The sequence below is a fragment of the Flavobacterium turcicum genome, assembly GCF_011365745.1.
GTDB classification, from domain to species: Bacteria; Bacteroidota; Bacteroidia; order Flavobacteriales; family Flavobacteriaceae; genus Flavobacterium; species Flavobacterium turcicum.
In genome coordinates, this window is the sequence record NZ_JAAOBY010000004.1 from 136552 (window position 1) to 162096 (window position 25545).

19 protein-coding genes and 1 tRNA gene are annotated in these 25545 nt (G+C 36.2%); 9 read left to right on the forward strand and 11 right to left on the reverse strand.

What is annotated here, in order from left to right; all coding sequences use genetic code 11:
- Window positions 1–61 precede the first annotated feature (61 nt).
- Window positions 62–1084 carry a LacI family DNA-binding transcriptional regulator gene (locus G9Q29_RS08865; protein WP_166135879.1) on the reverse strand — a complete coding sequence of 341 codons (1023 nt, stop codon included), beginning with the start codon at window positions 1082–1084 and terminating at the stop codon, window positions 62–64.
- A gap of 236 nt (window positions 1085–1320) precedes the next feature.
- Between G9Q29_RS08865 and G9Q29_RS08870 the strand changes: the two genes are divergently transcribed.
- The 4 genes from G9Q29_RS08870 to G9Q29_RS08885 all read left to right on the forward strand — a co-directional run bounded on the left by G9Q29_RS08870 (window position 1321) and on the right by G9Q29_RS08885 (window position 9969).
- Window positions 1321–4263, forward strand: coding sequence for a SusC/RagA family TonB-linked outer membrane protein (locus tag G9Q29_RS08870; RefSeq protein WP_166135882.1), 2943 nt, complete (start codon window positions 1321–1323; stop codon window positions 4261–4263).
- 17 nt (window positions 4264–4280) lie between these two features.
- A complete protein-coding gene (locus tag G9Q29_RS08875) occupies window positions 4281–5882 on the forward strand; it encodes a RagB/SusD family nutrient uptake outer membrane protein (protein ID WP_166135885.1) in 1602 nt (533 codons plus the stop codon).
- Window positions 5883–5903: 21 nt separating this feature from the next.
- On the forward strand, window positions 5904–7016 hold the full coding sequence (locus G9Q29_RS08880; protein ID WP_166135888.1) for a SusE domain-containing protein: 1113 nt from the start codon (window positions 5904–5906) through the stop codon (window positions 7014–7016).
- A gap of 64 nt (window positions 7017–7080) precedes the next feature.
- Window positions 7081–9969 (forward strand): alpha-amylase family glycosyl hydrolase, encoded by a 2889-nt coding sequence (locus G9Q29_RS08885; protein WP_166135891.1) that lies wholly within the window; start codon window positions 7081–7083, stop codon window positions 9967–9969.
- Between the two features lie 62 nt (window positions 9970–10031).
- Here G9Q29_RS08885 and acs read toward each other — a convergent pair whose 3' ends face one another.
- The 10 genes from acs to G9Q29_RS08935 all read right to left on the reverse strand — a co-directional run bounded on the left by acs (window position 10032) and on the right by G9Q29_RS08935 (window position 21349).
- On the reverse strand, window positions 10032–11939 hold the full coding sequence (gene acs, locus G9Q29_RS08890; RefSeq protein WP_166135894.1) for an acetate--CoA ligase: 1908 nt from the start codon (window positions 11937–11939) through the stop codon (window positions 10032–10034).
- 15 nt (window positions 11940–11954) lie between these two features.
- Entirely contained in the window at window positions 11955–13853 is a 1899-nt protein-coding gene (locus G9Q29_RS08895) for an acetate--CoA ligase (protein ID WP_166135897.1), read from the reverse strand.
- Window positions 13854–13869: 16 nt separating this feature from the next.
- Window positions 13870–14232 carry a response regulator transcription factor gene (locus G9Q29_RS08900; protein WP_166135900.1) on the reverse strand — a complete coding sequence of 121 codons (363 nt, stop codon included), beginning with the start codon at window positions 14230–14232 and terminating at the stop codon, window positions 13870–13872.
- A 3-nt stretch (window positions 14233–14235) separates the two neighbouring features.
- Window positions 14236–16941, reverse strand: coding sequence for a sensor histidine kinase (locus tag G9Q29_RS08905; protein WP_166135903.1), 2706 nt, complete (start codon window positions 16939–16941; stop codon window positions 14236–14238).
- The gene (locus tag G9Q29_RS08910) at window positions 16934–17128 is read right to left on the reverse strand and encodes a hypothetical protein (protein ID WP_166135906.1); all 195 of its coding nucleotides are present in this window, start codon (window positions 17126–17128) and stop codon (window positions 16934–16936) included. Before G9Q29_RS08910 ends, G9Q29_RS08905 begins: the two co-directional genes overlap by 8 nt.
- Window positions 17129–17263: 135 nt before the next feature.
- Window positions 17264–17488, reverse strand: a complete 225-nt coding sequence (locus G9Q29_RS08915) for a DUF6814 family protein (RefSeq protein WP_166135909.1) — start codon at window positions 17486–17488, stop codon at window positions 17264–17266.
- A gap of 11 nt (window positions 17489–17499) precedes the next feature.
- Window positions 17500–19038: an MFS transporter gene (locus G9Q29_RS08920; protein WP_166135912.1), complete on the reverse strand. Its 1539-nt coding sequence runs from the start codon at window positions 19036–19038 to the stop codon at window positions 17500–17502.
- A 21-nt stretch (window positions 19039–19059) separates the two neighbouring features.
- Window positions 19060–20439: a porin gene (locus G9Q29_RS08925; RefSeq protein ID WP_166135915.1), complete on the reverse strand. Its 1380-nt coding sequence runs from the start codon at window positions 20437–20439 to the stop codon at window positions 19060–19062.
- A 102-nt stretch (window positions 20440–20541) separates the two neighbouring features.
- Window positions 20542–20961, reverse strand: coding sequence for a transposase-like zinc-binding domain-containing protein (locus tag G9Q29_RS08930; protein WP_166135918.1), 420 nt, complete (start codon window positions 20959–20961; stop codon window positions 20542–20544).
- Between the two features lie 315 nt (window positions 20962–21276).
- A tRNA-Phe gene (locus tag G9Q29_RS08935) sits at window positions 21277–21349 on the reverse strand.
- A 98-nt stretch (window positions 21350–21447) separates the two neighbouring features.
- On the opposite strand from G9Q29_RS08935, the gene G9Q29_RS08940 reads away from it, so the two are divergent.
- The 5 genes from G9Q29_RS08940 to G9Q29_RS08960 are packed head-to-tail and all read left to right on the forward strand — an operon-like array spanning window position 21448 to window position 25486.
- Window positions 21448–22179, forward strand: coding sequence for a type III pantothenate kinase (locus G9Q29_RS08940; RefSeq protein WP_166135921.1), 732 nt, complete (start codon window positions 21448–21450; stop codon window positions 22177–22179).
- Window positions 22176–23426 carry a hypothetical protein gene (locus G9Q29_RS08945; protein ID WP_166135924.1) on the forward strand — a complete coding sequence of 417 codons (1251 nt, stop codon included), beginning with the start codon at window positions 22176–22178 and terminating at the stop codon, window positions 23424–23426. The genes G9Q29_RS08940 and G9Q29_RS08945 overlap by 4 nt, the downstream gene beginning before the upstream one ends.
- 33 nt (window positions 23427–23459) lie before the next feature.
- On the forward strand, window positions 23460–24014 hold the full coding sequence (gene lptC, locus G9Q29_RS08950; protein ID WP_166135927.1) for an LPS export ABC transporter periplasmic protein LptC: 555 nt from the start codon (window positions 23460–23462) through the stop codon (window positions 24012–24014).
- Window positions 24015–24025: 11 nt separating this feature from the next.
- Window positions 24026–24223 carry a hypothetical protein gene (locus G9Q29_RS08955; RefSeq protein ID WP_166135929.1) on the forward strand — a complete coding sequence of 66 codons (198 nt, stop codon included), beginning with the start codon at window positions 24026–24028 and terminating at the stop codon, window positions 24221–24223.
- A gap of 3 nt (window positions 24224–24226) precedes the next feature.
- A complete protein-coding gene (locus tag G9Q29_RS08960; protein WP_166135932.1) occupies window positions 24227–25486 on the forward strand; it encodes a hemolysin family protein in 1260 nt (419 codons plus the stop codon).
- Window positions 25487–25545 lie beyond the last annotated feature (59 nt).

The window sequence follows — 25545 nt, forward strand, 5'->3', positions numbered from 1 at the left end:
GAATACCAGTGAACTTTTTTAACTACAAGGTTGTAGTTGCGTAAAATTTAACATTTAAAAGCTAATTAGTTGATTCTCTTTCTATCAAATGAGTCTCAATTACTTCGGTTTTATAATTTTCGTCTTCTTCATCTTCATCGGCTTCAAGGCGGTCAATTAACATTTTTGCAGCTTTGTTTCCCATTTTTATACCACTCTGACTTACAGTTGTTATAGTAGGAGTAGAGTATTTAGAAATGATTCCATCAGTAAAGGCAATCACGGCTAAATCTCGAGGTACATTCAGACCAATTTTACTTGCTGTTTTGATGATAGTAACTGCGAATAATTCATTAACGGCAAACACGGCATCAATAGCTTTGTCTTCAAGTAACTTACCAATCGTAATTTCGCAGGTATCTACATCTTCAATTTTGATAATTAGATTTTCATCAAAAGGGATGTCGTTGTCGAGCAATGCTTTTGTGTAGCCATCGGTACGGAGCTTGCCGACACTAACATAGTCTACGGTGGTAACAAGAGCGATTTTTTTTCGGCCTTTGTCTATTAAACTTTGAACGGCTTCATAGGCTGCTGATTGATCATCAATAATTACTTTGTCACACAAAATGTCGTTAGTCACACGGTCAAACATGACAACTGGCATGCCTTGATTGATTACTTCGGTAATATGATGAAAATCGCCTCTAAATTGTGTTTCTTTTGATAATGACATGATAAAACCGTCAATGCTACCATTGGCAAGCATCTCCATATTAAGGACTTCTTTGTCAAACGAATCGTCCGAAAGGCAAATGATAACACTATAGCCGTGCTCATTGGCAACTTGTTCGATACCATTAATTACGGTAGAGAAAAAATAGTGTACGATTTCAGGAATAATAATTCCAATTGCCTTGGTTTTCCTGTTCTTTAGGCTTAGGGCAATATTGTTTGGTTTGTAATTGTAAAATTTAGCGAAAGCTTGCACTTTAAGTCTGGTTTCTTCGCCTATTTCGAGACTGTTTCTTAATGACTTAGAAACGGTCGAGATAGATACGTCTAATTCCTTTGCGATTTGTTTAAGCGTTATCTTCCTTTTCATGCTTTGAGTTGTGTGATAATTTAATTCGTAATAAAGGTAAAATTTAATTTTACAAATGGTAAATAAAGCACTGAAAATTTCAATAAATCAGAAAGTTTTCAACACTATTACGTTTTCGTAACTGTATTAAATTGGAGGGGTATTGTGAATCATAAATTTTACATAGATTTAACATTCGAAGTAATAGTTAAGGGTGAAAACTCAACCAAAAAATTAAATTAAATTAAACAAAAAGTATGAAAACAATTTATAAAAAGTTGTTAATTTTAGTACTGCTACTCCCTTTTAGTGTTCTTGCACAGAGTACTGTAAGTGGGACTGTTTTGGACAAAGTTTCCGGACAGCCTATTCCAGGAGTAAACGTAAATGTGCAGGGTGCTGCCAATGGTGTTTCTACCGATTTTGATGGTAAATATCAAATTGGGAATGTAAAAAAAGGCGATAAACTTGTCTTTTCATACATTGGATATGCCAACACAGTAATTGATTATGTAGCTCAAAAAGTGGTTAATGTAACTTTACAAGAGGATGCGAATCAGTTAAAAGAAGTAGTTATTCAAGTAGGTTACGGTACTGTTAAGAAAAAAGATGCAACAGGTGCTGTTACCGTTATCTCTTCAAAAGATTTTAACAAAGGGCCAGTAACCTCTGCAGATCAAATGATTCAAGGTAAAGTAGCTGGTTTGCAAATTATTAACGGTGGAGGTTCACCAGGTGAAGGAGCCAGTATTCGTATCCGAAGCGGGTCTTCGTTATCTGCGAGTAATGATCCTTTATTCGTAATTGATGGAGTTCCAGTTTCTAATGGAGGTGTCGAAGGAAGCAGGAATCCATTAGCAACAATCAACCAAAATAATATTGAGTCGGTTACGGTTTTAAAAGATGCTTCTGCAACCGCTATTTATGGTTCACGTGCTTCTAATGGTGTAATCATTATCACAACCAAAAAAGGAAAAGCAGGTGATTTGCAAGTAAACTACAGTGCTAATTTACAAGTGTCTGAAGTAACAAATCAAGTTGATGCTTTGTCAGCAACTCAATTTAGAGATTATGTAAATGCAAACGGATCAGCAGCTCAAATCGCTTTGATGGGTACAGCCGATACTGACTGGCAGAAAGAAATTTACAGAACGGCAGTTGGTACTGATCATAACGTGGCTGTAAGTGGTGGAACAGATAATATCGTATATAGAGCGTCATTAGGATATGCTAACTTAAACGGTATTTTAAAGAGAGATAATCTACAAAGAACTACTTTCTCCGCGGGCGTAACGGGTAACTTTTTTGATAATCATTTAAAGATAGAGTTGAATAACAATACTTCTGCATTAGAGAGTGACTATAGTAACCGTGGTGCAATTGGTGCGGCTATTCGTTTTGATCCAACTCAATCTGTTAGAAATGCTGATGGAAGTCTTTTTCAGTGGTATACTTCTCCAACAGAAATTAACCAGTTAGCTGGTAGAAATCCACTTTCATTAATTGAGCAGCAAAATAACTTTGGAAGATCATACAGAAGCATTGGTAACATCCAAGCAGAGTATAAATTGCATTTTTTACCTGAATTGAAAGCGGTAGCGAACTTTGGATACGATCAATTATCAGGAAGATCATTTGGGAATACTGATGCTAATTATTTAAACGGACTTCCAGGATCAGGGTATAACAATACTTATTTGAGAACTCAGTCTCGTTTTAATAAAGTAATGGATTTGTACTTGAACTACAATAAAAAATTCGAATCAATCAATACGCAAGTAGATGTTACAGTTGGTTATAATTACCAAGAGTTTAGAGAGAATTATTTTTCAACAAACTTTAATTTTCAAAGTAACAATACTACAAATCCGCCAAATTACCCTTCAATACTTAATTTGCAGTCTTTGTTTGCTAGAACGAACATATCTATAGCTGATAAATACCTTGTTACCTTATCAATTAGAAGCGATCGCTCTTCAAGATTTAGAGAAAATTTCCGTACTGCAAATTTCCCTGCTGTAGCAATAGGATGGAAATTAAATGATGAAAACTTCTTGAAAAATGTCAAGACTATTTCGACATTAAAACTTCGTGGAGGTTGGGGTATTACTGGTCAACAAGAAATAGCAAGTACTGTTTATCCATCTATTCCATTATACTTGGCTTCGAATACTGCTGCTCAGTACCAATTTGGAAGCGATTTTTTCACCACATACAGACCATTGCCTTACAATAGTAATTTAAAGTGGGAGGAAACTACGACATTAAACGCAGGTATTGATTTTGGTTTATTCAATAACAGAATTACTGGTAGTGTGGATGCTTATCAAAGAACAACTAATGATCTTTTGTTATTTACTCCAAACCCATCTTTTTTCGGATTCTCTAATGCTGATAACTACAATGTTGGATCTATCGACAATAAAGGTTTAGAGGTTATGGCAGAAGTAATTCCGGTACGTAATGACAATTGGGAGTGGAGAGTAGGAGGAAACGTAACGTTCCAAAATTCAAAAATTACTAAATTAAGTACCACTTTGCCAAATACACCAGGTATCAGTGTGGGTGGTTATGAAGGAGCTACGGGTAATACTATTCAAAACCACCAAGTAGGATTTGCACCAAATTCTTTCTTCGTATATGAGCAAGCTTATGGTGCTGATGGTAAACCTTTAGACGGCGTATTTATTGATCGCAACGAAGATGGAATTGTGAACCAGGAAGATAAATACCGTTTTCAAAAACCAGCAGCTGATGTGTTTTATGGTTTCAATACTAGCTTGACCTACAAAAACATTGATTTTGGTATGACTTGGAGAGGATCTTGGGGTAACTACAATTACAACAACGTAGACTCCAGTAAAGGAGTTTCAAGTAATATCCTCATACGTAATACGGATTTAGCAAACGGAGTAGAAAACTTGTTAGAAACTGATTTTAGATCAAATGATACTAAACGTTTCGAATCAGATTACTACATTCAAGATGCGTCCTTCATTCGTCTAGATAACGTGAGTGTTGGTTACACTTTTAATCAAAACAAAAGATCAACCTCATTGGTAAAAATGACTTTGTCTGCACAAAATGTATTAGTGCTTACTAAATACGAAGGTTTAGATCCAGAAATTGGTGGAGGTATTGATAGTAACTTATATCCAAGACCAATTACTTTTACGTTAGGTTTAAACGTTAATTTCTAATACAAAAAATAAGAAAAATGAAAAAGATACAAATCAAATTATTGGGTGTTTCTTTGTTACTGATGGTGATGTTATTCCCCTCATGTACCAATGATCTTGAACAGTCTCCAGAGGGAAATACCGCCATTCCAGGTGATGAATTTTTTAATTCGCCACAATCCTACAAGCAATTTTTAGCAAAATTGTATGCTGGATTTGCTACATCAGGTCAGTCTGCAGCAGGCTCACCAGATATTTCTGGAATTGATGAAGGTGAAAGCCAGTACATTAGAGGTTTTTGGTTAATGCAGGAGTTGACTACTGATGAAGCAGTTATCGCTTGGAATGATGGTACAATTAAAGACTTACATTCGCAGACTTGGACTTCATTAGACCGTTTTATTACTGCTACTTTCGCGCGATTCTCTTTTCAAGTAGTGAACTGCAACGAGTTTTTAAGACAAACAACTGATGAAAAACTTGCTGCTAGAGGCGTTACTGATCCTGCTTTATTAACAGAAATCAAAACTTATAGAGCTGAGGCCCGTTTTTTAAGAGCTATCACTTATTGGCACTTAATTGATATGTTTGGTGGAGGGTCATTAGTAACAGAGAATTCTCCAACTTCTTTCTTTTATCCAGAATATGCTACGAGAGCTGAATTGTATAAATTTGTTGACGAAGAGTTAACAGCAATTACACCAGAATTAAAAGCTCCAAAATCAAACGAGGCATATCGCGTTGACCAAGCAGCAGCTTGGATGTTGCAAGCTAAATTGTACATGAATGCAAAAGTGTATGTTGGTACAGATAATTATGCAGGAGCTTTGCCATTAATCAATAAAGTTATCGCTTCAGGATACAGATTGCACAACAATTACAACCAATTGTTTTATGCTGATAATGACAAGAACGGAGCTCAAAACGAATTTATTTTTGCTATTGCTTTTGATGGTTTAAGAACACAAACTTACGGAGGAACAACTTTCTTGACACACGCACCTGTTGGTGGTTCAATGAATGCCGCAGAGTTTGGGATCAACGGTGGATGGGCTGGTATCAGAACTACTTCAGCTTTTGTTGATAAGTTTGATGCTAATACTACAGATGCCAGAGGCCAATTTTATACAAATGGTCAAACTAAAGAAATCAAAGATATTGGTAATTTCACGGAGGGTTATGCGATTCAAAAATTTAGAAATATTGATGTAAATGGTGTTCAAGGTTCCGATAAGTCAGGTGATTTTTCTGATTCTGATTTCCCAATGTTTCGTCTAGCGGATGCTTATTTAATGTATGCAGAGTGCGCTGTTGTTGGTAGAGTAGGTGATTTAGCAACTGCTAGAGGTTATGTGAATGCTTTACGCACTAGAGCTAATGCTGGAACTGTTGCATCTTTAAACGCTGATGCTACTGGTGCTACCTTGATTTTAGATGAAAGAGCAAGAGAATTACACTGGGAAGGTCACAGAAGAACCGATTTAATTCGTTTCGGCAGATTTACAGGCGGTACGTACGTATGGCCATGGAAAGGAAATGTAGCAGGTGGCGCACCAACTCAAGCTTTTAGAAACTTATTTCCAATTCCTGCCATAGCCTTGGCATCAAACTCTAAACTAAAACAAAACCCAGGATATTAATAATCAATTAATTATAACAAAATGAAAAATATAACTAAATCAGTAATTGCTTTATTTGCGGTACTTGCTTTGTCTTGTAACGTAGAAGATGTAGAGGACAGACCAGTAATTGAGGGTATTGACACTCCAGAAATGGTTGCTCCAGAAAATGATAAATCATACGTTTTACTTGAAAATAATGCAAACAACGTTGCAGAGCGTTTCGTTTGGACAGAAGCAAACTACGATGGTGCAGTTGAAATTGGGTACAAACTTTTAATTGACGTTAAAGGTGGCGATTTTACTAAAGCTGTTGAAATAGGTGGTACATCAGGTTCAACTCAAGCAGAGGTAAGTGTGAAAACTTTAAATCAAGCAGTAATCCAATTAGGAGGAATTCCTGAAACATTGGGTTCTTATGATGTAAAAGTGGTATCTAGTATTGCTGGTATTCAAAAAATGATGTCTGAAAAACCACTTACAATTATTGTAAATGCTTACACAGGATTGGTTCCTTATGCATTTACAGACTGGTATTTTGTTGGTGATGCTACAACTTCTGGATGGAACAACAACAATAAAAATCAACCTCTTTTTAGAAGTGGAACTAATACAAAAGTATACCAATATACAGGTTTCTTTAAAGCTGGTGCATTTAAATTGATTTCAACTCCTGGACAATGGGCTCCAATGTATGGTAGAGGTGATAATGGTTCAATTGTAGCTAGACCAACTGAGGCTGATGCAGATCCATCAACTTTTGATATCGCTGCTGATGGTTACTATACTTTCTCTGTTAATATTGAAACTCTTAAATATACTTTAGTTGCTTACAACGCTCCTACAGCTGCAACTTTCCCAACAGTGGGGATTATTGGAAACAGTACACCATTAGGATGGGACGCTTCAACTCCAATGACTAAATCGACATTTGATCCTCATATCTGGACTATAGATGTGTTGGCACTAGTTGATGGAAAAGCTAAATTTAGAGCTAACAATGCTTGGGATGTAAACTGGGGTGGTAATACTGCTTTTTCAGCTTTCCCAAACAATGGTACTAGTGGAGGAGATATTCCAGTTGCCAAGTCTAAATATAAAATTTTCTTCAATGATTTAGACGGTAGTTACTTGATGATTCCAAATCAAAAATAAATTGTTATTAAGAAAGGGCTGTCAATTGATAGCCCTTTTCTTTCTTACACAAATATTTATAACTATGAAAAAAATACTACTCTTTTTGTTTTTGTGCCTCGGAGTTACTGTCTCAGCACAACAACAAAACATACCTTATGTAATTACTCCAGCTTCTTTTGAAGCGACTACATCTATAACCATTACAATCAATGGTTCTTCAGTAAATGAGGCTGCATGGGGTGTCACAGGAAACGCTTTGTATCTTTGGTCTTGGTCTTTCGATATCAATAGAGCCAATTTGCAAGACTGTCCTACCAATGGTTCTTGGACCGCCTCTAACGAAGCCAACCGATTTAACTACAATTCAGCTACTGATACCTACGCAATAACTTTTACACCAACTGTTTTTTATAACAGAGCATCAATTGGTAGAATTGGATTTTTGGTTAAGGCCAAAGACGGAACTGGCGACAAAAAATCGCAAGATAACTTAGTTGATGTAGGTGCTTTTCAGGTCAACTTAACTAGTCCTTCTGAAAATAGTTCTACTATCATTGCCTCGGGTGGGAGCCTAAATATTGCAGCCAACAATAGCGGAGGTACTGCAAGTTATGTGCTTAAAGCAAATGGAGCAACACTTCATACGAATACTGCCACTGCTAATTATACTTTTAGTCATACCAATATCACTGGTAATCAAAATTACGAACTTCAAGTAACGCAAGGAAGCACTGTTATAATTAAAAAATTCAGTGCTATTGTAAATCCTAATGCAGTGAGTGAAGCAATTCCAGCGGGTTTAGTAGATGGTATTAATTACAATTCAAGTGATGCAACTAAAGCGACATTGGTTTTAGATGCTCCTTTTAAAGACTTTGTGTATGTAGCAGGAAGTTTTAATAATTGGCAACCAACCACAGCCTATGCCATGAAAAAAGATCCCAATTCTACTAAATTTTGGTTAGAATTGACAGGTTTAACATCTGGTGTGAATTATACCTATCAGTATTGGGTAGTTGATCAAACGCCAATTTCAGGAACCCCATCTTTAGTAAAAACGGCTGATCCTTATTCTACTTTAGTTTTGTCTCCTTTTGATGATGGTGGTATTCCTGCTGCAAAATATCCAAATATGCCTGTTTATCCTGCGGGTCAGGATCGTGAGGTAACAGTATTGCAAACTGGCAAGACACCGTATGCTTGGAGCGCAGCAACAACCAATTTTGTTAAACCCGCCAAAGAAAAATTGGTAGTTTATGAATTGTTAGTTCGTGATTTTGATGCCAACCGCAGTTATCAAGATTTGATTAATAAAATAGATTATTTTAAGAATTTAAAAATTAATGCAATCGAGTTAATGCCCGTAATGGAGTATGAAGGTAACGAAAGCTGGGGCTACAATACTTCTTTCCATATGGCATTGGATAAGTTTTATGGTACATCAGATAAGTTGAAAGAATTTATCGACCTGTGCCATCAAAACGGAATCGCCGTAATTTTAGATGTGGCTTTGAATCACGCTTTTGGTAGAAATCCAATGCTTCGCATGTGGATGAATGATCCTGATGGTGATGGCTGGGGTTCTCCATCTACAGAGAATCCATATTTTAATACCACAGCAATGCATAGTTATAGTGTAGGTGAAGATTTTAATCACCAACAACCAAGAACTCAAAATTATGTGCAACGCGTTATTAAACAATGGGTCGAAGAATATAAAATTGATGGTTTCCGTTGGGATTTAACTAAAGGTTTCACACAAAATTGTCCTGCTAATGTGGCTGGTGGTCAAGAAAATTGTACTGGAAACAGACAACAAGATCGCGTAGATGTATTGCGTAAGTATGCTGATTATTCTTGGAATCTAGATCCTACACATTACGTTATTTTCGAACATTTAGGAGGTAATGATGAAGAGCAACAATGGGCTAATTATCGTTTGAACGAAACTCCTAGCAAAGGAGTAATGATGTGGGGAATTATGACTTTTGATTACAACAATCTTTCAAAAGGTAACTCTGGAAACATCTTTAGGATGAATGCTTCTAGCCGTGGTTTTAACGCACACCGTTTGATGGGTTATGCGGAGAGTCACGATGAGGAACGTTTGATGTACAATAATCTACAATCGGGTAACTCAAGTAATGCAAACCATGATGTAAAGAATTTAAATATAGCCTTGTCAAGAATGTCAGCACTAGGAGCAGTTTCTCTTTTGGTTCCAGGACCAAAAATGATTTGGCAGTTTGGCGAATTAGGATGGGAAAAATCAATCTTTTCTTGTAACAATGGTACTGTAAACTCTCCGTCAGACACTACTTCTGGAGATTGTAAATTAGACACTAAACCACAACCACAATGGACAGGCAATTGGTTAGGTGATACCAACAGAAGTAAAATTTACGATGATTGGGCTAAAATGATTACTTTGAAAACCATGGAGCCTGTGTTTTTAGGAACGGCGACTATTAACAACAGTAGTTCATTATTCCCAAATATTAAAATCACCAATAACGATCTTGCGTCAACTCAATTAAAAGATGTGTTGATTGTGGCAAACTTTAATGTTATTGCTCAAAATGTACCTTCTGGTTTTCCGTATACGGGTACTTGGTATAATTTAATGGACAATACGCCACTTACAGTAATTAGTACCACGCAAACCATTACTTTGCAACCTGGCGAATTCAAAATTTTTGGTAATAAAACGGCTACTTTAGCTATTGCTGACTATGAAAAAGCAGAAACTTTGGTTTTGTATCCTAATCCAGTAGCTTCGTTTTTTACATTGAATGAATCAATTGTAAAAGTAGAGATATATTCAATTACGGGTCAATTAGTTAAAAGCTTCAAAGGGACTGGAACTGTGGGACAATCTTTCTCAGTAAGCGATTTGAATCAAGGGCTTTATATCGTAAAGGCTACAAATGAAAATAATGCAGAAAAAGTGTTGAAGTTACTTAAAAACTAAACCTATTTGCTATAATTTAAAAAGGCTGCTTTAATTGTAAAGCAGCCTTTTTTTGTTTTCTGTTATAGTTTTCCTTGCCTGATTTCGTCTACGATTTCAGGATTTAGCAAAGTGGTAATGTCACCAAAATTGGTATCATCTCCTTCGGCAATTTTGCGCAAAATTCGACGCATGATTTTTCCAGAACGGGTTTTTGGTAACCCAGATACAAACTGAATTTTATCTAATTTGGCAATAGGTCCTATATGATCGGATATGTGTTGGTTTATCTCTTTGCTTAGGTTGTCTCTATCGCGATATTCTCCAGTTTCTTTTAAAATCACAAAACCATACAAAGCATTTCCTTTAATGTCATGAGGGAAACCAACGATAGCTGATTCGGCTACTGCTGGATGTTCATTAATCGCATCTTCAATTGGTGCGGTTCCCAAATTATGTCCTGAAACAATGACTACATCATCAACACGGCCAGTGATTCTGTAGTATCCAACTTCGTCTCGCAAAGCACCATCACCAGTAAAATATTTCCCAGGAAAGGTTGAAAAATAGGTTTCTTTATACCTTTGATGATCACCCCAAATGGTACGTGCAATTCCCGGCCACGGAAATTTAATACACAAACTACCTGTTACTTGGTTGCCTTCGATTTCATTTCGCTTTGGATCCATTAATACAGGTTGAATTCCTGGTAATGGTAAGGAGGCGTAGGTTGGTTTTGTTGGGGTCACAAACGCAATTGGCGAAATCATAATACCGCCAGTTTCGGTTTGCCACCACGTATCAACAACAGGACATTTTTTATCACCCACGTGGTTGTTGTACCAGTGCCAAGCCTCTTCATTGATTGGCTCACCTACAGATCCTATTACTTTTAAGGAGGTCAATTGGTATCTTTGAACATATTCGATACTCTCTTTAGCCAAAGCTCTAATAGCTGTTGGAGCGGTGTAAAACTGCGTTACTTTATGCTTTTCGATGGTTTGCCAAAATCTACTAAAATCAGGATAGGAGGGAACGCCTTCGAAAATAACTGTGGTAGCTCCGTTTAACAATGGCCCGTACAAAATATAGGAATGTCCTGTGATCCATCCGATATCAGCGGTGCACCAAAAAATATCATTGTCTTGGTAATTAAAAACATTTTTGAACGTATACGCAGAGTAGACCATATAGCCCGCTGTGGTGTGTACCATTCCTTTTGGTTTTCCGGTAGAGCCAGATGTGTACAAAATAAATAAGGGATCTTCGGCATCCATGATTTCAGCCACATTATTATCAATGGCTTCATCTAATAAAGGTTGTAGCCATTGATCGCGGCCTTCTTTCATATCAATTTCGCTGTGAATTCTCTTAGCAACCAAAACTTTTTCAACACTTGGGCAAGTTGTCAAAGCCTCGTCAACAATGCCTTTTAAGTCTATTGTTTTATTACCGCGGTAACCACCATCTGAAGTGATGACCATTTTACAAGCGCTATCATTAATTCGAGCTGCCACTGCTGATGCCGAAAAACCTGCAAAGACAACAGAGTGAATTGCTCCGATACGGGCACACGCTAAAGTTGCAATGGCTAATTCCGGAATCATTGGCAAATAAATACACACACGATCTCCTTTTTCAATCCCTTGATCACGAAGAACGTTGGCCATTTTGCTTACGCGCTCGTACAATTCGTTGTACGAAATATGCAAGGCTTCTTCATTAGGATCGTTTGGTTCAAAAATGATAGCTGTTTTGTCACCTTTTTTAGCAAGATGCCTGTCGATACAGTTTTTGGTTATGTTTACTTTGGCACCGGTAAACCATTTTATTTCGGCTTCAGCCATGTTAAAGTCGACTACTTTGTCCCATTGCTGGTACCAAGTAAAATTTTCGGCAGCAATTTTATCCCAGAATTTTTTGGGTTCACGAATAGATTTTTTGTAGTGCTTAAAGTATTCTTCTAAGTTGTTTATTTGATAGTAACTCATGATTAGTAAGGTATTTTATGTGTTGTATATTCCTATTTTATGTTGTTGTAATGCGTTTTTTATTTCGTCAATTATGGCTTCGTCATCGATGGTAGATGGAGTACTAAACTCGGCGCCATCAGCAATACTGCGCATCATCTTGCGTAAAATTTTACCAGATCTTGTTTTGGGCAATCGATCTACAAGTAATACTCTTCGCAATGAAGCAACAGCACCAATTTGCTTTCTAACCAGATTTACAATTTCATATTCTAACTGAAATTGCTCGATTGTACTTCCCGATTTGGCTACAATTAGTGCTAGCGGTACTTGGCCTTTTAAGTCGTCATGAATGCCAATTACAGCACATTCGGCTACATTGGTATGTGAGGCAACAACTTCTTCCATTTCGGCAGTTGATAAGCGATGTCCTGCCACGTTAATTACGTCATCGGTACGACCCGTAATAAACAGATAACCATCTTCATCTTTGTAACCGCCGTCACCAGACAAATAATAACCGTCAAACTTGCTAAAATAACTGGCTTGAAAGCGGTTCTGATTTTCCCAAATTCCTAGTAAATTTCCGGGTGGCAAAGGCAATTTGATTACTACAAGGCCTTCTTCGTTAGCTTCTAATTCTTTTCCGTTTTCGTCAAAAATTTTAATATCATACCCACAAACTGCTTTTGTTGCTGAGCCCGGTTTAACAGGAAGTGCTTCAATTCCTATTGAATTTGCAATCATTGGCCAACCAGATTCGGTTTGCCACCAATGATCAATTACTGGAATTGAAATGTGTTTTTGGTACCATTCAATTGTAGCTTGGTCGCAACGTTCTCCTGCTAAAAACTGATTTTTAAGACAGCTTAAATCGTATTGTTTGATGAAAATTCCATCTGGATCTTCTTTTTTGATGGCTCTAATGGCAGTTGGAGCCGTAAACATGGTGCCTACTTTATGCTCTGAAATAATGCGCCAAAAAGTACTGGCATCGGGAGTTTTTATTGGTTTTCCTTCAAAAATGATTGTCGTATTGCGGTTTAAGAGAGGTCCGTACAAAATATAACTGTGTCCTACGGCCCAACCCATATCAGATGCTGCCCAAAACGTTTCATCCTGCTCCACATTGTAAATGTGTTTCATTGAAAAAGTTAAAGCCACTGCATAACCTCCTGTATCGCGCACAATTCCTTTAGGTTTACCCGTTGTTCCTGAAGTATACAAAATGTATAACGGATGATTAGAAGGTAAGGCCACGCAAGGTGTTTCGTTAGAGCCATACACTAAGGCATCATAATCAACATCGTACTTTTTAAAGGGAATTCTTGCTCCAAGTTTTCGATTAAAAACAATTACTTTTTTAGGACGGTGGTTGGCGAGTTCAATGGCTTCGTCCACCAATGGTTTGTATGCAATTAATCGGTCGATTTCAATTCCCGATGAAGCTGTAATGATGGCTCTAGGTTTGCAATCGTCTATTCTAATGGCCAATTCATGAGGCGCAAAACCACCAAATACAACAGAATGTATCACGCCAATACGAGCACAAGCTAGCATAGCAAAGGCCGTTTGCGGAATCATGGGCATGTAAATAATGGCTGTGTCTCCTTTTTTTAATCCTAAAGACAACAATCCTCCTGCTAGGCGGGCAACTTCCGAATGAACCTCTGAATAAGTAAATTTTTGTATGGTTTGTGTTACCGGCGAGTCATAGATGAATGCTGTTTGATCACCAAATCCATCGGCAATATGCTTGTCTAATGCGAGATAACAAATATTTAATTCGCCATCTTGATACCATTGCGGATAACCATTTTTGTCTTGGGATAAAATAGTTTGTGGTTTTTTGAGCCAATCGATTTTTTCGGCCTGTGCAGCCCAAAATGCTTCTGGTTCGGTTATGCTGTGGTTGTAAATTTCGTTGTATTTCATGGTTTATAAGGCGTAATTAATCTATTAATTCATGAACTTGTTCTACTAGTTTTTTGACGGAGAAAGGCTTTACTACATATAGATTGGCTCCAAGAGCAAGACCTTTTTCGATATCTTTATCTTTGTTTTTTGCCGACAGAAATATGACTTTACAATTCTGGAGTCGCTCGTCTTTTTTTATTTGTTCCAGCGTAGCAAAACCATCTACCATGGGCATCATAACATCTAAAATGATCACATCCGGCAATTGAATGCTTAAAATATCCAATGCTTCTTGGCCATCTCGGGCAATAAAAACTTCAAAATTATTTTTCTTGAAAGTATATTCAAGTGCCATTACAATATTGGGTTCGTCGTCTACAATTAAAATCTTCTTCATCTTTTAATTTTTTTCGGTGGTGTGGTAATTGGGTAGGGTGAAAACGAAAGTCGCTCCTTCTTGCTGCTCCTTTTCGGCCCAAATAGTTCCTTTATGGTGTTCGATAATTTGTTTGCAAATAGCTAATCCTAATCCACTACCAATTGGTTTCTTAATATTCTGATTTCGCGATTGATAAAATTTGTCAAATATTGCATCGGCATCTTCAGCAGCAATCGATTTGCCATTGTTGTGCATTTTTACTTCAACATGTTCCTCTTTTTCTTCTATCGAAATGGTTATTTTACCATTGGTGGTAGCACAAAATTTAATGGCATTCGATAATAAATTATGTACTACTTGTACAATGCGTTCCTCATCGTAAAAAGCCTTTATCTCTGAGTCAGCAGCATTAAATTCAATGAGAATATTTTTGTTTTTAAGTAACTGATTGACCGAGTTAATGGTTTTTGAAATGGTTTTGGATAAGTTGTTTTTTGACAAATAGATTTTTTGCTTGCCGGTTTCGAACTTTTCTAAATCTAATATTTTGTCGATCAATCGGTTTAATCTATCCGACTCCGAGATGATATTTTGTAAAAATTGCTTACGTAATTCTTCCGGAAGTTCGTCATCGTCATGCAAAATTTCGCTAGCAGCACGAATAGCAGTAATTGGCGTACGCAATTCGTGTGTTACGGTATCTAAAAACTCATCTTTTTGAATGTCTTTGTTTACGAGTTCTTGATTGGCCGTTTTAAGTTGTTCCGAAATGATTTTTAGTTCATTGGATGTGTCAGTTAGTTTTTTATTGATAATGATGTTTTCTTTTGACTCTTCGAGGATGCGTAAAACTTCGGGTAAGCTGATTTTATCTTCTTTAACCACACTAGAAATTAGTATTTTGGCAGACGCTGTTCCGATGTGTCCGGTAAGTAAATTTTCGGCAAATTTGATAAAACGGGCATCGGCAGTGGTTACATCTTTATCGATATTGTACTTTAAGTTAAAAATAGTTAAGGCACGTTTGGTTCGGTCTTCGCCGAGGAATCGTTGCAATACTTTTTGAATATCGGTGATGTATGCGGTTCCTTTCCAAACAAATGCATTTTCGTGATTGGTAATGTATTTGTCAATATCTACAAACATTTCGGCATAATTGCGTTCTCGGTAATTGCCTTTAAAACTTACAGATACTGCGGCGTAACTCAAAATATTAATTAGTAAACTCCAGAAAAAAGCATGTGGAATTGGGTCCAAATAATCCAATCCAAAAAGTTGAAATGGTTTTAAAAGCGTAATTCCCCACGGACCTGCTTGAATAAAAAGACTAGTCGATTTTGTAATGCCAATTGCGTAAGGAATAAGTAAGGTATAAAAACAAGTCAGAAAACCCAATACAATTCCTGTTACAGCACCGTTTTTAGATCCTCTTTTCCAGAAAATAGCTCCAAAAAAGGAAGGTGCCAGCTGCGCAATCACTACGAAAGCAACAAGACCAATGGAAACCAATGAATAGTCTAGAATGAAGATGCGATAAATGGCATACGCCAAAATGATCAGCATAAAGATGCCTATTTTTCGACTGTTGACAATGCGTTTGTTGTTTTTTTGCTGTGAAGCATTTTCTAGTGAGCCGATAAAACCGTACGGAATTAACAAATTGTTACTTAACATCGTAGCTAGGGCAATTGACGAAACGATAATCATGGATATTGCAGCCGAGAAACCACCTAAAAAAACCATAACGGTTAAAGTGGTGTTGTCAAAAAATTGCGGAATTAACAATGAATACGTATCAGAGTTCAGGCCTTGTCCCTCAAAAAGTATGTTACCTCCCCAAGCTATCGGGAATACAAAAATGTTAAAAAGTAACAAGTACAGCGGAAAGAGCCATACTGCTGTTCGAACATGACTTTCTTTGTTGTTTTCAACAATAGCACTGTGAAATTGACGCGGCAATAAAAAGATAGCAAACATGGATAAAGTACATAGAAAAAACCAATTGATACCATTGGTAATACCGCCAATGGTATTCTTTTTATCAAAGTCTTTGAGTACTGCGGCTTTGGTATAAATATCGTCAAAGCCATCAAACACGAAATAAGTTACATACAAACCAACGACTAAGAAAAAAACGAGTTTCAAAATTGATTCCATCGCAACGGCAGTAATCATACCGCGTCTTTTTTCAGAGGCATCTACATATTTTGTTCCATAATACGAAGCAAATAAGGCTAAGGCAAGGCACACATAAGTGGTGGTATCCGTAAAAATATTGTCGGTTGCAGCGGTTTGGGTAACAATATGAAAAGTATCTGAAATAGATTTTAACTGTAAAGAGATGTAAGGTAAAATACCCACGATACAAATTACAGTTACTAAAGCACCCAAAAAGCGGCTGTTGCCATATCGCAATGAAATAAAATCGGCAATACTCGATATTTTATTGACTCTAGATATGCGGATAATTTTTTTTAGTATGATAATCCAAGTTGGAACCACAAGTATAGGACCAACATATATTGGTAAATAACCTAATCCTGATTCGGCTGCTACGCCAATGCTGCCATAGTAGGTCCATGCGGTACAATAAACAGCTAATGAAAAGGAGTAAACGTAAGGATTATTGGTCCATTTTGAATGGTTCCTTTTCTCTGACCAATAGGCAATAAAAAAAAGAATTGACAAATAGAGCGCTAGTATCAGTAAAAGTCCAATGCTATTCATAATACCTTTTGATAATTAAAAATGAAATAGCAATTGAGAATAGCCAAACTGAAAAAATGTAAATGTAGATAATAGGAAATCCAAATAAGGCTTTGGAGCTATCAAACAATAACAACAAAGGAATATTCAATGCCGCTAATATCAGCATAGAGAGGATGACCAATTTTTGTTCGTGTCTTTTTTTCATTTTGACTTGGTGTTATAGCTTTGGTTTTGAAAGGTTTATTTGCCGTGTTGGTAAGGTAACTTGACCGTTCAAAGTATAAAACAAGCAATCTCCACATGAAGATGTAGAGATTGCAAGTTTTTGCAAAAAATTCACTTAATTCTTTTGATCGTCATAATCACCCATAATCGAGTAATACCCAAATGTAACTAATCCGGCAACGATAAGAGGCAATAAAATAAAGAAGATGATAATTCCAAAAACTAAATCGTCTTGCTTACCCGATGATAGTTTTCCTCCAAAGATATCAACACAATAATATGCTGTAGCCAATGCTAATAATATCCAAACGAAACCTAATATTTTTTTAATTGAATTCATAGTACTCTGTTTTAGTCGTGAAGTGTATTATTTTTTCTGTCGATGTAAATCATTCCTATTACGAAACAAACTGCTGCAATGCCTATTGGATACCATAAACCTTCTAGATAAAATTCAGGATTACCACCATCTTTTGCGGAAGTTACGAAATAAGTAGAAATGGCTGGTAGTAGTCCACCGAAAATACCGTTTCCAACATGGTAAGGCAATGACATTGACGTGTATCGAATTTTTACTGGGAACATTTCAACAAGGAAAGCTGCAATTGGTCCGTAAACCATCGTAACAAAGATAACTTGAATGAAAACTAGAAAAACTAACATCCATTTATCGCTTTCATTAATTGTTTTGGTGATTTTGGTTTCAATTTTATCTTTTCCTTTGTCATCAACCATTAGTTTTCCAGCCTCGAAGTGTTTGGTTTTAATTTCTTCTACCGCTGTGCCATCTGTAAACGTTTTGGTAGTGGTATAAATAGAATCCATTTTTGTAGCATCTACTTCTTTTATCGTTGGAACTACTTTTGTATTTGCAACAACTTCTGTTTTTAAAGTTAAGTCTGTTGTGGTATACATTTGTTTGTAAATTGGTCTGTAAGCTAAAAGAGCAATTAACATTCCTCCCATCATAATGTATTTTCGACCTACTTTATCACTCAACCAACCAAAGAACACGAAAAATGGTGTTCCTAAAATTAACGCAATTCCCAGCAACATATCTACTTGAGAAGAATCGATAAATTGTACAGTTTTCAAGAAGTTCATAGCGTAAAACTGACCGGTGTACCAAACAACCCCTTGTCCCATAGTGGCTCCAAATAAAGCAAGAAGAACAAATTTTAAATTGTATCGATTACCAAAACTTTCTTTTAATGGATTTGTTGATGTTTTTCCTTCCGCTTTTGTCTTAGCAAAAACAGGTGATTCGTCCATGTTTTTACGAATTAAGTACGATACGAAAACCATTAAAATAGAAACCCAAAATGGTACTCTCCAACCCCAATCATCAAAAGCTTCTTTGGAAAGTGCACTTTTTGTAATTAAAATTACCATTAATGAGATGAATAAGCCTACAGTTGCAGTGGTTTGAATCCACGAGGTCCAATAGCCTTTTTCGCCAGCAGGAGCATGTTCGGCTACATAAGTTGCAGCTCCACCATATTCACCACCCAAGGCTAAACCTTGTAATAAACGTAATATTAGCACTAAAATTGGTGCGGCATAACCAATAGTTTCATAACTCGGAATACATCCAATTACAAAAGTAGCGCCACCCATTAACATTAGCGTGACCATGAAGGTATATTTCCTTCCGATTAAATCTCCTAATCTACCGAAAAATAAAGCTCCGAAGGGACGCACCACAAAACCAGCAGCAAAAGTGGCTAAAGTGGATAAGAAAGCTGCAGTTGGATTATCCGATGGAAAGAATTTTGTAGACAAGACTACAGCTAAACTCCCAAAAATATAAAAGTCGTACCATTCGATCATGGTTCCCATTGAAGAAGCGGAAATGACTTTCCAAATTCCTTTTGTTGATTTTGTACTCATATGATGTGTATTAAAGATGATTTATAAATAAATTTGAAGTTGTACTACAAAGTCACCTAAAGATCCTGATCGATTGATAAGTGAAGTATATACAGGTCTAGTAGAATATTGAGCAGTAATTTTGGCGTGGTGTCCGTCTAAGAAAAAGTTAGACCCAATGTCAAATTGTGTGCTTGACTGTGCTAATGCGTCAAAATCTTTGTACGTAACTGCCCCAAAAGGTTGAATTCTTACTTTTGGTTTTACCTCTTTGTTTGGTAATAAAAAACCAGCTTGTGTGTACCAAATGGTACCAGATCCAATAGTAGGTTGTGCGGTGCCAGCTCCAGCAATGGCTCTATTTCCTGTAAAATTAGGATCAACACTTCCAATGTTCATGATTCCTACGTTACGAAGGTAATTTGGTCCAAAATCGTAATCGTATAAAACGCTGTAGGCAGTAACCGCCATTTTCTTTTCTTTTTTTCCAACAGGTAAATCCATAAACGCATCCGCAGATAATAGCGTAATGTCGTGCTTGTTGATGGTGTTATTTACAGAAGTTCTTGTAGCATCAGGAGCGGTATAAAAACCTGCACCCAAGTTAAATACTTTTTTGGTACCCAAATAACTTCCTACTTTAAATGGTAATACATTAGCTTCTTGATCTAAAAATTGATACTCCAAGTATCCTGCTTTAGACCATTTGGTTATGCCGCTATTGTCTACCGCAACTGCATTTGCAGCATTTGTTGTGTTTACAGGCGCAAGGTTGGTTGCATAAGGCTTGTTGTAACTTAAGCGGTACTCAAGTTTTCCGTACTTACCTTTGGCAAATAGACCTACTTGTCGTGCAAATTGATCTGAGTTTTCAATTAAAGGCCAGTTGAAAATAGGAGCATCAATAGTAAGGAAGTTGAGTGTAGATCCCATCGTCATTCTAGAAAGGCCCATATAATAATGAAGTCCAGCACCTAATGACATACTGAATTTTTTATCTTTTTCAGGAAGTACAACTGCGTATTCATTCCAAGCATCGTGAAAAAAAAGACCTGGTTTTTTACCAGCGCCGTAAGCTCCAGTTCCAGAACTACCTGCTGCGCCACCATTAGTAAAAGTTTGATTGTTAATACCAAAATGGGTTAAAATCATGTAGCGCTTTGAGATTTGTGCGTAAGCCAAAAAACGAAGTCTTCGATTTCCGATATCGGTAGCAGTTGAGGTTGGTTCGCCATTGATCATGGTTCCTGGATTCATCTCAGAGGAGCGCATCCAAATTTGGTTCCAAGCAATCACTCGCATGAATTTAGAACCGTCTTCGTTCAGATTGAATTTCAGACCACTTCCGTATTCTGTTGAGCCTTGAGAAAAACCTTTTAGCGATAGTAAGAGTACTGCGGCTGAAAAAAATATTTTTTTCATAATGAGAAGGTTGGTTAGTAAATGGTTTGTTAACTGAGTACCAAATTCTAATTTTTTCTCATTAAAAAAAATTTTAATATATATACGTGTAAAGTAGTATAGTTAATCTTTAAAACGTTCCCATTTTATGAGCATGAACTTATCTCCTAATTCAGTAATAATCATTCCTGCGCCAGATAATAACTCTTTGTTTTTTAGGTATTCAATTAGTTCTAAATGACTTAAAATTTTATAAGTAGGGTGGTAATTAGCGTGTGAAGGTTTTTTGATATTAAATGATTTCACCCAATTGCTTATCGTAACGTGTGATACACCTATGATTCGTTCGATTTCTCTATAGCTCAATCCTTCCAAGTAAAGTTGTAGCGCCTTGGTAACATAATAGTCGTCAATCTTCTTGCCTAGCTTGTTGACGGTAAAAAAATAAGCGCATTTTTTGCATAAATAGCGTTGCTTTTGGTTTACAATTCCGCTCTTTGTTATCTGATTTCCTTGACATTTTGGACAGGCTAGTAGTTCCATGTATATAAAATTTGCATAAATATAGCAAATTAGCATGATTGTAAATTAGAATTCTCTAAAAAATAATCTAAAAATTTATACACACTGTATTTTTATTGGTTTTTTCTTGTGTAATAAGTAAAATTGAGGTTGAAATATACACTCGGCATTAAGTAGTGGTTACTCCAGATAAGAAGAGTATTTCACTTCAAATGAAATTTAATCTTTCGGTTTGCGATAAAAAATGGAATGCTTTGAAGAGGAAAGTTTTTACGGAAGTGTTTTTTTAAAAAAGTATTAAAAACAAAAAACCCGAATATTTCTATTCGGGTTTTGTGGTACCTCCAGGGATCGAACCAGGGACACATGGATTTTCAGTCCATTGCTCTACCATCTGAGCTAAGGTACCTCGCTATTGCGGGTGCAAATATAGAAGCTTTTTTAGTTTCTCCAAAACATTTTTTAAAAAAAATCTATTCGTACCTTTGGCATTCTAAATTTCACAAAATGATACTAGTGGTTGATGTGGGGAATTCGAGAATCAAAGCAGCTGTTTTTGAGGGAGCTACGATTTTAGAGTTTTTTGTCTTTTCGAAAAATGAAGCAAAAATAAATTTTGAAAATATTTTAAATAAATTCAAGAATCTGCAAGATTTGGTGGTTTCTTCAGTCTCAGATCTCGAAAAAGAATTTTTTTTGACCTTCCAAGATCGAATAAACGTACACTATATTTCACGCGAGGACGGTTTTCCTTTTCAAAATAATTATGAAACTCCTCAGACTCTAGGTTTAGACAGAATGGTGTTGGCGACAGGTGCGGTTTTAATGTACCCTGCGCAAAACAGATTGGTTATTGATGCGGGTACTTGTATTACGTATGATTTTATTGATGCAGCTAATTGTTATTTAGGAGGTGCAATTGCGCCCGGATTGCGTTTACGTTATGAGTCTTTGCATCATTATACGGCAAAGTTACCATTGTTGCCCACCGAAGAGCCAAAAGATTTAATTGGTGGTTCAACGCATGAAGCCATTCATTCGGGAGTTGTCAATGGTATGATTGCCGAAATTGATGGTACAATTGATGCCTATAAAAAACGGTATTCCAATTTTATAATAATTTTAACGGGTGGCGATACAGATTTTTTGGCTAAACGATTAAAAAATACCATATTTGCCAATTCATATTTCCTGCTGGAAAGTTTGAACCAACAATTTCATTATAAAATCAAAAAATGATCAAAAAAATTTTAGTTAGTTTCTGTCTGCTAGTGTCTCTAGTTTCATTGGCTCAAGAGGGAACTTCTTCTCCATATTCGTTTTATGGAATAGGGGATGTGCGATTTAGAGGAACTTTAGAATTTCGTTCTATGGGTGAAATTGCCGTCGAGCAGGACAGTATTCATATGAATTTGCAAAATCCAGCAAGTTATGCACATTTAAGATTAACCACTTTTACATTAGGTGGTACACAATACACAACTAAACTAAAGTCGGATAGCAACTCAGCGAGCGCCCGAAGAACGGCACTAGATTACTTGGCTGTAGGTTTGCCTATGGGTAAATTTGGTGTAGGTTTTGGTTTGATTCCGTACTCTTCTGTAGGGTATAAAATTAATTCGGAGTCTACAGATCCAGCTGTTAATAGTCGTCGTTTTGATGGTAAAGGCGGAATGAATAAAGTTTTTTTTGGTTTAGGGTACAAAATTACGCCAACATTTAGCATTGGTGCTGATGTGAATTATAATTTCGGGAAAATTGAATCTAATAATTTTGAGTACGTAAATGATGTCGCTATTGGGACTCGAGAGTTGAATACTGTTGATTTGTCAGGCGTTAATTTTAATGCAGGGCTTATGTATCAACGTAAGTTAAATAAGAAATTGTCTCTTTTTAGTAGCGTGACCTATAGTTTAGAGAGTACATTAACAGCTCAAAATACACGAAACATTGCTACTGCTTTATACAACTCTAACTTTGATTTAGCGATTGTTGATGTTTTAGATGAAGAAGTTTCCGAACGAAAATTAAAAATACCAAGCAAGTACGTTGCACAAGTTGGTATTGGTCAAGCTAGAAAATGGCTTTTTGGAGTTGGATACACAATGCAAAATGCGGGATCGTTAGCTAATAGTTACAATGCACTTGCCAATGTATCTTATGAAAAAGCTTCGAAATATACAGTAGGTGGTTACTTTATTCCGGATTACAATTCGTTTTCAAGCTACGCAAAACGTATTGTTTACAGAGGTGGTTTCAGATACGAAAACACAGGTTTGGTAATTAATTCGCAAGCGGTTAATGATGCGGCTTTAACATTAGGAGTAGGAATGCCTTTAGGCGGAACGCTTTCTAATATTAATATTGGCTTAGAGTTTGGTCAACGTGGTACAACTAAATCAAACTTGGTACAAGAAAATTATGCTAACGTTAGCATCAGTTTTTCATTAAACGACCGTTGGTTCCAAAGACGTAAATTCGACTAATAAACTACTGTGCCCAATGGTGCAGCTTATCTTATGAACTTATTTTTTAAAAATAGTAGCAAATGGGTGTTGATGAGTGCTGCTATACTCGTTATTTTTGGTTGTGAAAGTAATTTTAAAGAAGTTCAAAAAATCAACTTTTCAGAATTTGTTCCCAATAGCGATGCTGATATGGTGGATTTAAAATACACTGACTCGGGACGAATAACGGCTGTTTTGGTAAGTAAACAAATGTTAGATTACTCTAGTGTTGATTTTCCTTTTTCTGAGTTTCCAAAGGGTATTGATGTAACTTTGTTTGATAAAAATCAAAAGAAAACTTTTATCAAGGCAGATTATGCGGTTTCGTATAAACGAACCAACATTATTGATTTACAAGGTAAAGTAAAAATTTATACCGAGCTAGGACAAATGCTTGAAACAGAGCAGTTGTATTTTGATCAAAAAAACGAATGGTTTTTTACCGAACGCAAATTTAAATTATCAGATCCTAAAGGCGTTTCTAACGGACAAGGAATTGATTTCAGTAAGGATTTTAAAGTGATCAACTCTCAAAAAATCACTGGCGAATTAGAATCTAACGAATAAAACCAACTATCATGAAATATTTACAATTTACTCAATACGTATATCTTTTTTTTGCTGCCTATTTAATTTATGATGGTATTACTAAAGTAAATGAGCCCTCTCTAGGCTCGCCATGGTTGAGTTTTATGATTGCAGCTCTTGCAGTGTTTATGTTTTTCTTCCGCAGAAAATTTGCTCGTAAATTCGAGGATAGAAATAAAAAAGTCTAAAAAGTGGAGTTTGGTATTATCATATCGTGTTTAATACTAAGCGCTTTTTTTACCGGTATGGAAGCTGCTTTTGTTTCCTCTAATAAAATTTATCTTGAAATCGAAAAAAAGCAAGATAATTTCTTCTCTACCATACTAAATAAACTTACTGAAAAACCATCTCGTTTTCTCGTGGCAATGCTAACAGGTAATGCCATTGCAATTGTTATATTTGGTATTCAGTTTAGTCATGCAATTCGATTGTATTGTGAAGAGCAACAATTTAATTTGCCAGCGGTAGTTCTTTTTGGGCTTCAAATTGTTTTAGCTGTTTTGGTTTACGGTTGCACCGCTGGTTGGTTGCCGAAGGTCTTTTTTCAAATATACGCCAACGCATTGATCAAGTTTTTTGCTGTTCCTGCCTATGTTTTCTACTTGTTATTTTCGCCAATAGCTTTTCTTTTAATTTATTTTTCTGATGCTATTTCTAAGTTGGTTTTTAGAAATACGCACGATGGTAGTCCTTTATTTTTTACCAAAATAGAATTAGGAGACTATATCACAGAGCAAATGAATTCGATTGATGAGGATACTGAAATAGACACTGAAATAGTAATTTTTCAAAATGCTTTAGAGTTCTCGGGGGTCAAAGCACGAGAAGTCATGACGCCAAGAACAGAAATTGTTGCGGTAGAGATCACCGATGATGTGTTAAAGTTATTGGATACTTTTATTAAAACTGGGTATTCTAAAATCATGGTTTTTGATGATTCACTAGATAATTGCTTAGGTTACGTCCATTCATTTGAAATGTTTAAAAAACCAGAGTCAGTTGAATCGGTAATGATTAAAGCGGAGTTTGTTCCTGAAACGATGTTGATTAAAGATGTGCTGAGCTTATTGACAAAAAAACGTAAAAGTATGGCAGTTGTACTTGATGAATACGGCGGTACCGCAGGAGTACTTACCATTGAGGATATTGTGGAAGAGCTTTTTGGCGAAATTGAAGACGAACACGATCTTGATGAACTCCTCATTGAGCAGGATTTAGGAAAGGGAGAATATGTCTTCTCGGCAAGATTAGAAGTGAGTTATTTGAATCAAACGTATAAATTACAAATTCCAGAGTCGGAAGCTTACGAAACCCTTAGTGGATATCTGGTCGATTTTGTAAAGGAAACACCCTTAAAAAACACTGTTATTGCCATCGATAAGTTTCAATTTACCATTGTTGCAGCATCAAATAAGAAAATAGAAATCATTAAAATGAATGCCCAAGACTGATTTTTATTAGCAAAACAAAAATTCTTGTAAAATAAAACGCTACTAGTATAATTATTAAT